Annotated in this window: 13 protein-coding genes; 4 read left to right on the top strand and 9 right to left on the bottom strand. The window is 44.1% G+C overall.

Translation table 11 applies throughout. The features are described 5' to 3' along the window. Positions 1-352: 352 nt before the first annotated feature. From ACLD71_RS12915 to ACLD71_RS12905, 3 genes are read right to left on the bottom strand one after another with little or no spacing between them, the layout of a single operon-like run. Positions 353-2,302 (bottom strand): ATP-dependent DNA helicase RecQ, encoded by a 1,950-nt coding sequence (locus ACLD71_RS12915; RefSeq protein WP_137672704.1) that lies wholly within the window; start codon positions 2,300-2,302, stop codon positions 353-355. Between the two features lie 35 nt (positions 2,303-2,337). Further along, positions 2,338-3,081, bottom strand: coding sequence for a DUF3307 domain-containing protein (locus tag ACLD71_RS12910; protein WP_161985117.1), 744 nt, complete (start codon positions 3,079-3,081; stop codon positions 2,338-2,340). Beyond that, the gene (locus tag ACLD71_RS12905) at positions 3,053-3,715 is read right to left on the bottom strand and encodes a hypothetical protein (protein ID WP_137672702.1); all 663 of its coding nucleotides are present in this window, start codon (positions 3,713-3,715) and stop codon (positions 3,053-3,055) included. Before ACLD71_RS12905 ends, ACLD71_RS12910 begins: the two co-directional genes overlap by 29 nt. A gap of 612 nt (positions 3,716-4,327) precedes the next feature. Here ACLD71_RS12905 and ACLD71_RS12900 point away from each other — a divergent pair. The 3 genes from ACLD71_RS12900 (at position 4,328) to ACLD71_RS12890 (ending at position 7,502) form a co-directional block, all read left to right on the top strand. Continuing rightward, entirely contained in the window at positions 4,328-5,776 is a 1,449-nt protein-coding gene (locus tag ACLD71_RS12900; protein ID WP_235836173.1) for a polysaccharide lyase family 7 protein, read from the top strand. 639 nt (positions 5,777-6,415) lie between these two features. After that, positions 6,416-6,682 (top strand): hypothetical protein, encoded by a 267-nt coding sequence (locus tag ACLD71_RS12895; protein WP_137672701.1) that lies wholly within the window; start codon positions 6,416-6,418, stop codon positions 6,680-6,682. Then, positions 6,642-7,502 carry a DUF2971 domain-containing protein gene (locus tag ACLD71_RS12890; protein ID WP_137672700.1) on the top strand — a complete coding sequence of 287 codons (861 nt, stop codon included), beginning with the start codon at positions 6,642-6,644 and terminating at the stop codon, positions 7,500-7,502. Before ACLD71_RS12895 ends, ACLD71_RS12890 begins: the two co-directional genes overlap by 41 nt. A 137-nt stretch (positions 7,503-7,639) precedes the next feature. Here the strand turns inward: ACLD71_RS12890 and ACLD71_RS12885 are convergent, their stop codons facing one another. From ACLD71_RS12885 to ACLD71_RS12860, 6 genes are all read right to left on the bottom strand, one after another. Then, entirely contained in the window at positions 7,640-8,848 is a 1,209-nt protein-coding gene (locus tag ACLD71_RS12885) for an MFS transporter (RefSeq protein WP_411990945.1), read from the bottom strand. Positions 8,849-8,866: 18 nt separating this feature from the next. Beyond that, positions 8,867-9,058 carry a hypothetical protein gene (locus tag ACLD71_RS12880; protein ID WP_411990944.1) on the bottom strand — a complete coding sequence of 64 codons (192 nt, stop codon included), beginning with the start codon at positions 9,056-9,058 and terminating at the stop codon, positions 8,867-8,869. A gap of 231 nt (positions 9,059-9,289) precedes the next feature. Further along, a complete protein-coding gene (locus ACLD71_RS12875) occupies positions 9,290-10,783 on the bottom strand; it encodes a sensor histidine kinase (RefSeq protein WP_137672697.1) in 1,494 nt (497 codons plus the stop codon). Further along, positions 10,773-11,474: a response regulator transcription factor gene (locus ACLD71_RS12870; protein ID WP_303516178.1), complete on the bottom strand. Its 702-nt coding sequence runs from the start codon at positions 11,472-11,474 to the stop codon at positions 10,773-10,775. Before ACLD71_RS12870 ends, ACLD71_RS12875 begins: the two co-directional genes overlap by 11 nt. 79 nt (positions 11,475-11,553) lie before the next feature. Beyond that, entirely contained in the window at positions 11,554-12,261 is a 708-nt protein-coding gene (locus ACLD71_RS12865) for a spondin domain-containing protein (RefSeq protein ID WP_137672695.1), read from the bottom strand. Between the two features lie 13 nt (positions 12,262-12,274). Beyond that, positions 12,275-12,973 (bottom strand): spondin domain-containing protein, encoded by a 699-nt coding sequence (locus ACLD71_RS12860; protein WP_411990943.1) that lies wholly within the window; start codon positions 12,971-12,973, stop codon positions 12,275-12,277. A gap of 442 nt (positions 12,974-13,415) precedes the next feature. On the opposite strand from ACLD71_RS12860, the gene ACLD71_RS12855 reads away from it, so the two are divergent. Beyond that, complete coding sequence (locus tag ACLD71_RS12855) at positions 13,416-14,201, top strand: transporter substrate-binding domain-containing protein (RefSeq protein ID WP_411990942.1); 786 nt, start codon at positions 13,416-13,418, stop codon at positions 14,199-14,201. The last annotated feature ends 2 nt before the right edge of the window (positions 14,202-14,203 follow it).

Here is a 14,203-nt window from a genome sequence, read left to right as displayed (position 1 = left end):
CTAGGGTGAGATCAGTTAGCACTAAACCGGCCACCCAAATGGTGGTGACCAAAGAACGTATAAACTAGGAAAATCTATGCAAAAACAGTGAATAGCCACCGAAATTGAAAAGCTAGTTGACCTATTGCTTGTATATTTTTGTTTTTATTTGTGGTGTTGAAAACGCCGAACTCCTTTTTGAAAAGGCTATCAACGATCAACAGTGACCTTTTTACCAACAATTATTTATTTTATGAACAAAAATATTAATAACAATCAATCGAATAAAAATTCAAATATATTATTAAATTAGCAGTATATGTTTAACTTAAAGATTTTAAGGCCGTATCAGCAGTGTCAAATTCGCTACACGCTAAGCCAATTGCGGCCAAAGTCGCTCTACCTGCTGAAGCGTACTTGCGTAAGGTAAGTGCTCACAACGGCCAAACCCACTGAGTTGACGTAGCTTAAATTTGGTAGACCAAGGGCTGGTAATGCCGGTTAAGAAGCGGCAGGCCATAATCGGGCTTAGCTTGGCTTTGTTGCCAGTACTAAGGTGCAGGTGTAAAGCTTGTAAGTCACTCAGTATTTGCCCGTCGTTTAATGCAACGCTTGCGGTGGAATAAGCTAATTTAACCACTTGACCTCGGCACACGCTGCAATGGCCACATTGCTGGGGTGCATTGTTATCATCAAAATAACGCGCTAACTGGTAGCTTAAGCAGCTATCTAGCTCAAAAAAGCGGACGAGCTGAGCAATCCGTTTTATCTCTTTGGTTTGGGTATCATTAAAGTAAGCACTTAAACGGCTAGCTAATTCTGGCTCTGCTAAGGCTTGGGTATTCACTTGATACACTTCGGTAATTTTTTTGGTTTCCAGTTCAATTAGGCCCTGCTCCGCCAAATACTCTAAGGCGGCAACGACTCTTGAGCGCTCGGCTTGGTATTGCTGATACAGCGTATCAAAATTAAGGCTTCCCCAAATTTTCTTCATTTGGGTATGTTCAAAAATGGCTTGAATGAATTGCAAGCGCTCGCCAGAAAAGCGCGCTAATACGGCATTTTTGTCTTGTAAGAATTTGTATTTAAAATCGGCATAGTAAGCATATAAAGGTTTAACTAAACCTTGTATTTCTAACTGCACCAACAAGGTTTTTAAGGGTAATTGGCGAATATTGCTTAGGTTGCACAGGGTATTTATTTGTACTTCCCACTGCTGGTTTTGGCTTTCTTCTCGTATAGTGTTTAGCACACTCTCCACGCCGCTTAATTCTGGCGTATCACCATAAACAAAGTTCTCTACAGTGGTTAAGCCGTCTAAATTTGCTAGCGTTAAACACTGCGACAATTGCCCATCGCGCCCTGCCCGGCCAATCTCTTGGCTGTAATTCTCAATCGACTTCGGCAGATCATAATGCACCACAAAACGAATATTGCTTTTATCTACCCCCATGCCAAAGGCAATGGTAGCTACCACCACTTGCACCTTGTCATTCATAAAATCATTTTGAGTTTGCTGGCGCTGTTCGTTGGCAAAACCGGCATGGTAGGCCACCGCATTTATGCCTTGCTGTTGCAGGTGTTTAGCCACCTCTTCTGCGGTGTGCTGCAAGGTAACGTAAACAATCCCTGCCCCACTTTGCTGGTTAACAAATTGGCTTAAGGTTTGATGTCTGTCGGCACTGCTACAGGCTTGCACCGACAAATCTAAATTAGGACGATAGAAACCAGTTTGTACAATGTCTTGCTCATTAATCGCAAACCGCGCAGCCATATCTAACTTTACTTTTTTAGTGGCGGTGGCGGTTAACAGCAGCACCAGTGGAATATTAAGCTCTTGGCGATACTGTGGCAGCTTTAGGTAATCTGGTCGAAAGTTATGGCCCCACTCAGAAATACAGTGCGCTTCGTCAACCACCAACATCGACATAGGCACCGATTGAATAAACTGGCGAAAACGCTCATTTTTAAAACGCTCTACCGAGACCATTAAAATCTTGGTTTTACCGCTACGAATATCACTCATTACCTGCTTGCTTTGCTCTGGGCTTAGGGTTGAATCTAAACTGGCTGCGGCGATTCCTTTAGCTTGTAAAAACTCCAACTGATCTTTAATTAAAGCTAATAAAGGCGACACCACCAAAGTAAGGTGTGGTAGCTGTAAAGCGGTGAATTGGTAACACAAGGATTTACCAGAACCGGTGGGAAATATCGCTAAACACGAGCGCTGTTCCAGCAAACGTTCTACCACTGGGGCTTGCCCATGGCGGAAGCTTTCAAAGCCAAAGGTTTGTTGTAACTGGAATAATAAAGCGTCGCTCATGTTGTGTTTACTCGTTGAGTGTTTAAAAAGAAAATTTAGCTAAAAGCATCGTACAAAGCGTGCGCGGCTAAGCCAGTAAATACGCTAATAGCCACACTTAGCAAAGTGCCCAGCATAACGTATTCGGTGAGTTTACGGTCTGACTGCCCGGTTAAGTCACCAAACCTAAAGATTGATTTGGCCGCCACAATAAAACCAATGGCCGCAAACTGATGCAGCAACACACAGGTTACAACTAAGCTGCGCTCAACCATGCCAATTGCCTGGCCAGCCATAGGCAAATTTTGCTCTGGTTGATGGGTAATTGGGCTCCAACGCTGTAGAACTAACGCCAACAATTTAGAACTTGGGCTAAGTATCAGTAGATACGCTAAAGCAATAACTAAAGGGCCTGGTTCTAGTAGTTTTTGGCTTAACTCGTCTACCTGTTCCCATGACTGCGTTAACTCTACCACCAGCAACAATAACACCAGCATTTGCGCTAATTGTCGGCCTATAAAGTAGCGGCTTGTATCGGGTAAATACGCGCTCACGCCACCAATTAATATACTCGCCACCAGCAGCGCTGCGGTAGCTACCAGTAAAGACACACTGGCACCTATTAAAGCCCAAGCCAGCAATATAAATATCAAGCTTAGAACCAGTGCTCGGCCATATAAATTGGGCGCAGCAAATTTTAATTGCTGAATATTGCTAGCCCAGTTAGCAGGTATACAATAAAACTCAAACAAGACATAGGCCAAGCCGATGCTAAGAGCGAATTGTGCTAGCTGTTCCATAGTAAAACTCATCCATAAGTTGTTTAAAAAAGTGTTTGTACTCGTCTAGCAATTGATATTGCGACTGATTAAGCAGCTTAGTGGCATTTACCCGCGAACTGCTTAGTTGCTCGGCCAAGGCAGCATGGCTAGGCTCGGCCAATTGCCAATATAAGAATAAGGCCTTAGCCTGCCTAACGGTAAGTTCTTGTATTTGACGATCGGCAAACTTGGTTAACAAGGCAATACGCTGCACAAACTGCTCATTGTTATTAAAAATGCCTAAGTAATGGCGCTTTAAACTATCAAGCCCGCGCCCAGAAAGAATAAAAGCTTCGCCATTTGAGCGAGAAACATACTCCGCCAACGGGTCAATTTTACCAATACCAATGCCTATTCGCGCATCAAAATTTTGTGCATTACTGCCATAAGCTTTTAAACCTAAGCGAATGCTTAGCGCGCACTCTAGGGCATTGCGTGGGTCGTTTAGCACTAACTGAAAAGCATCACCCCGAAAAATCTCGTAGCGACACTGATATTGCTCACTCGCTTGCGCTAAGTGTTCACTTAAACGTTGTAAAACTTTGGCGAAGTCTTCGCTACTCAGCTCACTAGAGCCAACTAAGTCTCCGGTAAGCACTGCTACTTGTTGCATATTCAGGCCTGTATTTACTGATAGAACAAAAGTAACCCAAATTAGTTACTTAATCAAATGTAACCATTTAAAGTTACTTAAGCTTAAGTAACTCCGTTATTCAAAATTTCACGCTCGGTGATACTGACTTCAAACAGGTGATTTTTCTGGCAATCCATACACCAACAAACATCATACAAATACAGATAAATAACGCCGTAGCGAACTAACAAAAACAATCACTTAAGCTCTAAGTTAAACGCTGAGTAAACCTTTATACCAAAGCTTAGCCAACAAAAACCTACCACTACTCACACTGCTAGCCCAATAGTACAAAATACTCATCAAGCAAGGTTCACCTCCGTATTTGTATGACTAGTTCACAAAACAAGCATTTTTGTATTATAAAATTATCTTTTGCAATGAATAGCTGATTTTTTAATCACTAAGCTCGCTAACATTAAATTTCATAAGTTGATTATCAATTTTATGACAGGGCCATTTACTTAACAGAAGCAGGTAAGCAGTAGGTCTACAAATAGTGGGGCAAGCTAAGGATAAAACCGCTCGTCTTAGTTTACCTAAATGTACATTTACTTTAGCAACAAGGTTTTCCAATTAAGGATATTAGCGATGAAACCTATTGATAAACACGCTGCATCGAACAAGTTCCTGTTAAACAACAACACCCTGAAAAAATCAGTGTGCTTTGTTGTTCTAGCGCTATCTTCTTCGTTAGCAACTGCTGCAACGTTCAACATGCAAAAAAATGAAACGGGCTACTCTATAGACGGAAACGGCGGTGCTGTTGAAGGACAGCAGCTTTACCTATGGACAACCAAAACCACCAATACCAACCAAAACTGGGTGCAAATTAGCCATGGTGATGGTTACTACTCCTATAAAAAAGAAGGCACCAGCCTTTGTTGGGACGGTGGTTCTGGCGGTGCAAAAAATCAAGCCGTTACATTAGAAGCATGTGACGCAAGCAACTATGACCAACACTGGAAAAAAGTAAAAGTCACCAGTGGTACCGAAATCTACCGTATCGAAAAACGTAATGCTCCGGGCTTTTCTATTGATGGTAATAGCGGTGGGGCTTTACGCCAATCACTCTACCTTTGGAACTCAAGTAGCAGCAATGTTAACCAGCAATGGGAACTCACCAGAACCGATGATACATCTGGTGGCGGCAGCGGCGGTGGTGACTACAACTTAGATGCCTCTAAAGCACCTTCTGCAAATTTTGATTTATTGGATTGGTACTTAAGCATTCCAAAAGATGAGGGTGATGGTTACGCCACCTCGATAAAAGAAGTTGAGCTAGCTGCCAGTTACGAAGATGCCTATTTTTATACCGGTAGTGATGGCGGCATGGTGTTTTACACGCCGGTTAAAGGGGTCACCACCTCAAGCGGCACAAAGTATGTACGCACCGAATTGCGTGAAATGTTGCGCCGCGGAAATACCTCGTATTCTACCAGCGGAAAAGACAACAACTGGGCGTTTTCAAGCATACCAAGCAGCAGCCAAAGCGCTTTTGGCGGCATTGACGGCGTACTAGACGCAACCCTTGCGGTAAATCACGTGACCACAACAAGCTCAAACAACGAGCAAGTGGGGCGAATTGTGATTGGGCAAATTCATGCAGAAGGGAACGAACCTATCCGCCTTTACTACCACAAACTACCGGGTAACAGTAATGGTGCTATTTACTTTGCCCACGAAACGTCGAAATCAGACGGTGGTAACGAAACGTGGTACAACCTACTAGGCAGCATGGTGAGTTCAAACGGTGATTTAAACAGCACCTCTAACCCATCAAACGGTATCGCCTTGAACGAAGAGTTCTCTTATACCATTACGGTGAATGGCGACTCACTTACTGCCAAGATCAGCCAAAATGGCAGCCAACTCGCCAGCAAAACGATCAACATGTCTGGCAGTGGATATGATGATTCCAGCAACTACATGTACTTTAAAGCCGGCATCTACCTGCAAGACAACAGCAGTAACGATAGTGACTACGCAAAAGTAACGTTCTATAAATTGACCAATACTCACGATAACTACAACCCATAAGTTGAGCTTTCAGAGTATCTAACAAGCAGACAAAGGCCGCTAGTTAAGCGGCCTTTTTTATGTTTTAAAAACAACAAATTGTAGATGACTAGGTTTAGCTAAGGTAATGGATAGCTCGCTTATGCCCTTCTATGTGTTAGCTATAGAGTAAAAGCTTTCGCCTGCGGCGACGTCATTTTTCTTTGACGAGCAAAGAAAAACGAAGCAAAAAGAAAACTCGCCCTGCATCTTCTTAGATCCTCCGTTGCGCATTCACAAGGGAGTTGAAGTAACTCGCTATGCTCAAACAGACTTCAACTCTGCTCCCTTGTTCATTTGCGCGACTCGGCGAAGATAATGGGATTTAAAAGCACAGTCTTGGCTGTCGAATGTATGAAATGTTTTTGCCCCATTACGAGTTGCCGCTCCCAAAACACTACTCTTAATAAAGCTATGCAACCCTCAATTTTCTATTTTTGGACGAAGCTCTGTATTTATACACATGCGAACTGTGATTCCTTCTTTCCGCAAAGGCTTGCATTCTTTCGTGCTGATGCTTTTGTTATTTTTCGAGCTAGGTGGCTGATGCAGCTTAGGAAAAGTGATACCTTGGTCTTTTAAAATGTATGATAAGTTGTTATGTGAGAAAAGGATTAATCAGTGATCGTTGAATTTGGCTTAGTAAAAAAACCTCAAGATGTAGTTCTGAGTGGTAATTTATACATTACAGCAGAAGAAAGGTTTCAAGAAACAAAAGTAGCTGATATTTGGCATAAACTAGACGGAAGTGATGCTCATCTTAAATATACTATTCATGAAAATAAAATGGATTGGGTATTTCTAATGCCAGTACATGAATCTGATGGCTGGGAAGTCGTAGAAATGAATGAGTATTTTCTTCAATTTAAATGCAAGTCAATCACATAACAAACCAAAGCAGTTCATGCCCGCTTTTCCCGCTAGCGCGGCGGGCATTGGACTCGTAAACTCGCCACTGTTTAGGGGCGTTATATTTACCAGAGGGTTTATGTTATTTCCTAAAATTCTCTTTAAATACCGCAAGTTCGACAAAGGGTGTTTGGAGTTATTACTTAACCGTGAGCTATGGTTTGCTACCCCAGCTTCACTGAACGATCCGTTTGAGGGTGAAGCATCATTCAATGAAGTATTGAATGCAGTTTGGGAACACTACCCATTTCCTTCGTCGCAACGCGAGAAGTACAAGAGAAAGATCGAAGAACAACTTGCCAAAACTGGTATCTGCTCATTTAGCAAAGCTCGTAAAAACCAGCTCATGTGGTCTCACTATGCTGATGAACACAGAGGGGTATGTATTGGCTTTAAGGAGCATATTTTAAGGCCAGAAGGTTCATCAATCGCACCAATAGATGTGACTTACCAAGACGAGTATCCTTTTGAAGAGATTATCGAGCGCTTCAAGTACTTCGAACAGCTCCCTGGAGAGAATAACGTAGATAGTGTCGCTGGCGATATTCTTTACTCAATTCTGGGCACCAAGTATTCGAGTTGGCGCTATGAGCGAGAACGCAGGCTTGTGTTCTATAGATCCGAAGCAAAGCAATTCGATCCAGAAGCAGTTAATTCTATCGCCTTTGGGCTTCGAATGGAGGCTCGAGATAAATCGACGTTAAGAGAGATGATATCCGGTACAGAATGGTCACACGTGAAGTGGTATCAAGCAGTTAAGTCGAAAACAAAATATGCTTTGGACTTCGAAAGAATATAACAATGCAAGTCACTAACTCGTCGCTACGCTCCTCGGAGACAAAGGCCACGACACGGCAAGCCGCTGTCCTTTGCCCGTGCTTGCGGCGTTAATGTCTAAGCTGATTCACTTATGACCAGATACATGCCTAAACAGGCTTAACTCGCAGTTGCCAAACGCATGACCGGTTTGTCATTAATCGGCAAATGAATCAGTGCTGCGATAAAAGCCAGTGCCACAGTTGACCACCAGATAGGTTCGTAAGAACCGTAGTAATCATAAATACGCCCGCCTGCCCAAGCGCCCAGAAAACTGCCTACCTGATGGGTAAAAAATACTAAACCGTATAAGGTAGAGAGATACCGTGCACCAAACATTTGTCTCACTAAGCCAGAGGTTAATGGCACTGTACCCAACCAACAAAAGCCAATTGCCCCACCAAAAATAGCCGCGCTGCTCTCGGTAACCGGTAGGGTGACAAATCCGGCAATCACTAGGGTTCGCATTAGGTACAAGGCCGACATAACATGGCGCTTACTAAACCTATCGCCCATTACGCCCCAGAAATACGAACCAAAAATATTGAAGATACCCACATAGGCTAAAGCCATTGCCCCGGTGGTTGCGCTTAAATTTTTATCGGCCAAGTAGCTCGGTAAGTGCGTAGCAATAAACATCACATGAAAACCACACACAAAAAAGCCCGCGTGAATCAGCCAATAGCCTTTATGAGAAAACGCCTCTGATAAGGACTCTTTTAGCGTTTGCTTGTCGTCTAATACAGTTTGATTGTCAGCGCTAGGTTTTGCCGTTTTCATGAACATGGCAAAGGCAATCATTACTGCACATAACAAGGCAAAGCCTTGAAGTGCTCCCTGCCAGCCTACTTGGCTCATCATTAGTTGGGCACCTGGTATCATTGCAAACATACCAAAAGAGCCTGCAGCGGTGGTAAACCCAAAGGCTTTGGCAGCATGTTTGGCTGGTACTACTTTTGCCACTGCGCCTAATACAATCACATAACTGGTAGCACTTAGCCCCGCCCCAACTAATACCCCTAGCGACAAATACAGCATGCTTGGTTCAGCTGCGATAGAGCTTAAATACAAGCCTAAAGCGTAAGCAATAGCACCTAAAATAATCACTCTTTTAGCGCCCCATTTGTCGGCAGCTATGCCCACAAAGGGTTGAAACACGCCAAACAGTAAATTTTGCAGCGCAATAGCAAAACTAAAGAACTCTCTACCCAGTTGAAAGTGCTCAGACACTGGCATCATAAATATGCCAAAAGACTGCCTAATACCTAGGCATATCACCAGAATGCCAATGCCAAGCCAAACTAGAATGGGAAATCGAAAAATACTCATTGTGCCTTCTTACTTACTTTAATGATGTTGATGATGAGAGTGATGGTGGCTGCTATGGATGCCTTCATCATTCATTTGGTGGCAACCGCTATTCATAGCTTGCTCGGCCAACAGCTTTAATAAGCTTGGCGAGTGATGTACCAGCAGCAAAGACAAACTCAATAAGGTGAGTATTCTTAATACTTGAGCAAGGGTAGATTGCGAAAACATGGGCGTTATTAGCTACAAACAATAAAAAGAAGCGCGGAGTGTAAGGAAGTCGATGACATGTTCCAAATGAATTTTTGTCACTTAAGTTATGCAGTGAGCGCATAGTTTATTTGTTAGGCAGCGTTTGTGTATTTCGCCCTATAAAACAACGCTGAAATAAACGCTAAGCAAAACCAAAAAGCCAGCGAGTATTCGCTGGCTTGTTAGTGTATACGTGTCAGGTAGGGGCACTTACATGGGTTTGTCTAAGCTAAAACTAAAGCGAGTGCCCTCGCCTAAGGTTGACTCAACACTAATAGAAGACCGATGCAATTGCACAATTCGCTTAGCAATTGCCAAACCTAAACCCCCGTGCGAACTTTTATCTTTCGCGCGATTAGCCGCGCGATAGTGGGCGTCAAAAATATGCGGTAAGTCATCGGCGGGTATACCGGTGCCGGTATCACTCACGGTAATTAACAGTTTGTCACTTTGCTGTGCTGGACTAATTAGCACCTTAATTTCATCTCCATCACTACAATGGCGAATCGAGTTTTCCAGTAAGTTAGTAAATACCCGCTCAATGCGTTGAATATCAGCACACGCGAGCAGCGATGGGTCTTGCGGGTCGACACGCATGCTTACGTTCTTTTTATGAGCCGCTAACTCGAGCTTTTGAATGACATCTTGTGCCAGCTCTGCAATGGCCACTGGCTCTTCGTTAATGGTGGCGGAGTCACTGTCGAGGTGAGCGAGTTCAAATAGCTGTTCCACCAAACTAGAGGTTTTACGGGCGCTGCTCAATGCCACTTTAATCAATTGCTCGCCTTCTTCGGCCGACAAATCTTTATGTTTTAATTGCCAGGTTTCTAAATAGCCCTGCAGCGATGCAAGTGGTGTACGTAAATCGTGAGATACGTAAGAAATAAGCTCGCGGCGCAATTGGTCGGTATCTTTTACCTTTTGGTATTGGCCTTTAATGGTGGTGGCCATATCGCTAAATGCCGCCCCCAACTTTTGTACTTCGTCGTGTGAGTTATCTTGCCAATGCCCCGCTATGTTCGAGCTTTGTTCCAAACCCACATGCTGGAACTGATCGATATCTTTAGCCAAGCGGCGCAAGGGTTTGGTGAGCAAACCAAATATAAGAAATACCACCAGCAAACTAAATCCAAGGATGAACAGTAAGCCCAGCATGCTCAGCTTCATTATGTGGCTGCCCTGCAATAGCTCGGCCACGCTATCGTATATCTCACCACCAATAATGATGTACAAGTAACCTTTAACTTTGCTTCCTTCATGAATTTCGGCCACCGAAAAAATCTTTCGTCGGCTGCTGGAGCGTGGGTCGTCTCCAATAATCGGCATGGCGCTGTCGCCATTAATAAAGTGGCGGATCGGTTTTAAGGCCACTTGCTTACGTTTAATTTTACTGGGATCTGCTGAGTAGGTCACCACGTTGCCGCTGGTGTCGAGAATATAAAACTCAAAGCTAGGGCCTAGAATCATCATTGAATGAAAAGCTTGTTTAATTGCTTTGGGATCAAGCTGCCCGTCTTTGAATAACTGGCTGTCGTGCACCAAATGTTCGGCCAATTGTAGGTGCAGCTTCTGCTCAATTTCATTTTGGTATTGCTGCGAGCTTTGGTGAGCCAAACCTAACAACAGGCCACCGGCAAGGATAAAGCACACTACTACCGCCAGCATTAATTTGCTGTAAAAAGAACTAATAAATTTAAACATCATTAAACTTGTACCCTACTCCCCACACGGTGAGCACATATTCAGGATTAGACGGATCGCTTTCTAATTTAGTGCGTAAGCGGTTGATATGAGAGTTCACCGTATGTTCGTATCCACTGTGTTTATATCCCCACACTTGGTCAAGCAGCTGTGCGCGACTAAATACCAAACCGGGTGACTTGGCTAAGTGATGCAGTAAATCAAACTCGGTAGAGGTAAGTTCAACGGCTTGCTCGCGCACCGACACTAAGCGGCGGGCGACATCGATAGTTAAGTCTTTCCATTGCATCACACTGGGTGCAGGCTGGTTTTGACTTTGAATCAACATATCTACTCGGCGCAACATAGCTTTAACCCGCGCTTGTAGCTCGCGTACACTAAAGGGTTTGGTGAGGTAGTCGTCTGCGCCCATTTCTAAACCCACCACACGGTCGGCTTCAGAGTCTCGAGCGGTAAGCATTAAAATTGGGGTGTTTTGTTGTTGCGCGCGCAGTTGGCGGCAAATATCGAGGCCATCCATGCCGGGCAACATTAAGTCGAGAACGATTAAATCAAAGTTGTCTTGGCTGGCTTTGGCAAAACCTTCCGAACCGTTTTCACAACTTTCTACCTGATACATCATGTCACTCAGGTTCATGGTGATCAGGTTATTAATATCGTGGTCGTCTTCAATGACCAGGATCCGAGGGGACATACAGGCTCCTTTCCTTGTATTTATAGACAGACCAAATAGTTACGCCCGCACCGCAGCACGGGCGTAATAACAAACAGTATTAGTTGGTACGAGTAATGACTACGCGCCCAACAGTGCCTGAGATTCGATGATCAGGCAGCAATACTGACATTGCGTCGTCGGCTTGGGTTACTAGACCGGGATGGCGAGAAACTTTGTTCATCGTATCATCTCGGGCTGCGTTAAAGCCTTCGCCGCCGTCTGCTGGGCCAGGAATAGAACCCATTGCTTCACTGTTTGCTTCCGTGCCAGCATCGTAAGCGGGTAGCGTGTAACTCATGCTGTCGCCTACCATTAAGCCTGAAACATCAATAGCATTCAAACCAGTAAACGCATCATTTGTGTTTACCATCATGCTTGCTAGGGATAATTTCATCTCAGTGCGATCTTCAGCACTAATCATTAGTTTTTCGTAGTTACCTGGGCCAATAGCCCCTGCACCTAGTACTGCAACGTTAGTATCGGTAAACATCGCCGCTAAGTCGGCAGCGTTTCCGCCTTCAGCCATGGTTTCTAAGGGTACACTTGCAGATAAACCTACCGACCACAAACTCATCGTAGCACCGTGTATACCTACCACTACTGGCGATAAAGGTTGTGCCGCGGTGTCGTTGTACACGGTGACTTCAAAGTCTAGTGTATCGGGTGGCAATACAACAATGGTGTCATCATCACTGCCACATGCACTTAGTCCTGCCGCCATTACCGCTACGGCCAAGGCTCTCTTTGCAAAACTTGAGATAGCCATAGATCCTCCTTAATTACTTAACGGTAACAACTACTTTAGCCACTGGGTTTAACCAACGGTGAATGCGGCTATCTAAATCGCTCATGCCGCCAGCTGCGTCTTGGTCACCTACGTTACCAGGGTGAATATGAATTTTGCTATTAGCTGAAGCGGTTGCTACGCCGCTACCACCAGTACCTCCGTTCATGCCGGGGTTAGCTGGAATACCTGGAACACCAGACATACCACCACCGTTTACAATTTCATCGTTGGCTTCGGTACCAGCGTCATAACCATTCATGTAGAAGGTATAAGTGCCGGCTTCGCTCGGAATTTCCCAGCTATCTTTACCCACAAAACCATCGTTAGTTGGCAATAACATTGCCACGATACTGAGGTGAGTATTACTGCCAGTGTCTAAATCACTAACCATTGCGTATTCGGTTGGGGCAAGTAAGCCACCAGCAGGGTTAGTCGATGAAACAGCAGATATACCGTCGGCAATGGTTTGTAGACCAGAGATATCGCCACCTTCAGCCATTGCTTGCAGAGCTGAAGAGGCGGTTTGGCCTACTTCGAACAAATGTGCGTCAGAGGTATGTGCAGTAACTAATAGCGGTGTGTAATAGATACCTTGGGTAAGGTTAGTGATTTTAACGTCTACCACTGCGGCTTGGCTTAATGTACTTACAGCAATCAATGGCATTGCTAACAACGATGACTTGAGATCCATGGTTCGCTCCTTTTGCGGTCCTTATTTAACAGTCAAATCCAGTATAAGAAGCACATGTCCCAACCAATTCACAGAGTTATCACTTTTTCATCACAGTATACATTTTCAATTTAAATCAAATAGTTAAGACTAAAATTTAATTAAAAATATTCCTTTTATAACGGTACAGATAAATATCTACTGACTTAAACAGCAATAATAAATACCACTTTAGTGGTATTTATTGCACCGCTTTGGTCGTTACTCGGCACCAAAGTGGGTGAATAATCTGCGTACTCTCCAATCCCAAAGCAAACAACAGCCTACAAAAATACGCTAAGCCATTGTTATTAAACAATTAGCTAAATAGTTATTCATACAGATGAACTTAGGCTCATTCGTTGCAACGATAGAAATATAGATTCATTCGTTTCATTTAAATTTAACCCGCTAAGGAAGCCCTATGTTTACTTTAAAAAAATTGATTGCTAGCGCCGCTATCCTAGTCTGCGCCCTAACCAGCACCGTAAGTCAAGCCGACCAACTATCAACACTTATGGAACGCGGTGCACTAAAAGTGGCGGTACCTCAGGATTTCCCTCCTTTTGGCTCTGTGGGCAGTGACCTACAACCGATGGGTTATGACATTGATATGGCGCGTTATTTAGCCGAACAACTGGATGTAAAGCTGGAGCTAGTGCCGGTGACCAGCGCCAACCGCATCCCTTACTTACAAACACGTAAGGTAGATTTGGTAATTTCTAGCCTTGGTAAAAACTCAGAGCGCGAAAAAGCCATCGACTTTAGTGAAGCCTACGCGCCTTTTTTCTTAGGGGTATTTGGTGCTGAAGACGTAACGGTAAGCTCAGCCCAAGAACTTGCAGGCAAAACCATAGGCGTAACCCGTGGCGCTGTTGAAGATATTGAGTTAAGTAAACTGGTCGACAGCACCACGACCATTAAACGCTTTGAAGATAACAACACCACCCTTTCTGCTTACCTATCTGGCCAAGTTGAACTGATTGCTACCGGTAACTTGGTCGCCACTGAAATCGCCAAGCGCGTGCCTACCCGCAAGCCTGAAACCAAGTTTTTACTTAAAAACTCACCTTGTTATGTTGGTGTACTTAAAGGCGAGCAAGCTTTAGTAGACAAAGTGAACGGCTTAATTGCCCAAGCGAAAAGCAGTGGTGAGCTAGAGCGCCTATCACTGGCCTGGTTTAAAACCTCGTTGCCTAAAGAGCTATAAGA

This window comes from Agarivorans sp. DSG3-1 (genome assembly GCF_046774965.1).
Taxonomy (GTDB): Bacteria; Pseudomonadota; Gammaproteobacteria; order Enterobacterales; family Celerinatantimonadaceae; genus Agarivorans.
This window is presented reverse-complemented; position numbering and strand designations above follow the sequence as displayed.

Coding starts and splice junctions, on each gene's coding strand:
- ACLD71_RS12915 (WP_137672704.1), bottom strand. CDS start 2,302: ATGAGCGACGCTTTATTATTCCAGTTACAACAAACCTTTGGCTTTGAA.
- ACLD71_RS12910 (WP_161985117.1), bottom strand. CDS start 3,081: ATGGAACAGCTAGCACAATTCGCTCTTAGCATCGGCTTGGCCTATGTC.
- ACLD71_RS12905 (WP_137672702.1), bottom strand. CDS start 3,715: ATGCAACAAGTAGCAGTGCTTACCGGAGACTTAGTTGGCTCTAGTGAG.
- ACLD71_RS12900 (WP_235836173.1), top strand. CDS start 4,328: ATGAAACCTATTGATAAACACGCTGCATCGAACAAGTTCCTGTTAAAC.
- ACLD71_RS12890 (WP_137672700.1), top strand. CDS start 6,642: ATGAGTATTTTCTTCAATTTAAATGCAAGTCAATCACATAACAAACCA.
- ACLD71_RS12885 (WP_411990945.1), bottom strand. CDS start 8,848: ATGAGTATTTTTCGATTTCCCATTCTAGTTTGGCTTGGCATTGGCATT.
- ACLD71_RS12880 (WP_411990944.1), bottom strand. CDS start 9,058: ATGTTTTCGCAATCTACCCTTGCTCAAGTATTAAGAATACTCACCTTA.
- ACLD71_RS12875 (WP_137672697.1), bottom strand. CDS start 10,783: ATGATGTTTAAATTTATTAGTTCTTTTTACAGCAAATTAATGCTGGCG.
- ACLD71_RS12870 (WP_303516178.1), bottom strand. CDS start 11,474: ATGTCCCCTCGGATCCTGGTCATTGAAGACGACCACGATATTAATAAC.
- ACLD71_RS12865 (WP_137672695.1), bottom strand. CDS start 12,261: ATGGCTATCTCAAGTTTTGCAAAGAGAGCCTTGGCCGTAGCGGTAATG.
- ACLD71_RS12860 (WP_411990943.1), bottom strand. CDS start 12,973: ATGGATCTCAAGTCATCGTTGTTAGCAATGCCATTGATTGCTGTAAGT.
- ACLD71_RS12855 (WP_411990942.1), top strand. CDS start 13,416: ATGTTTACTTTAAAAAAATTGATTGCTAGCGCCGCTATCCTAGTCTGC.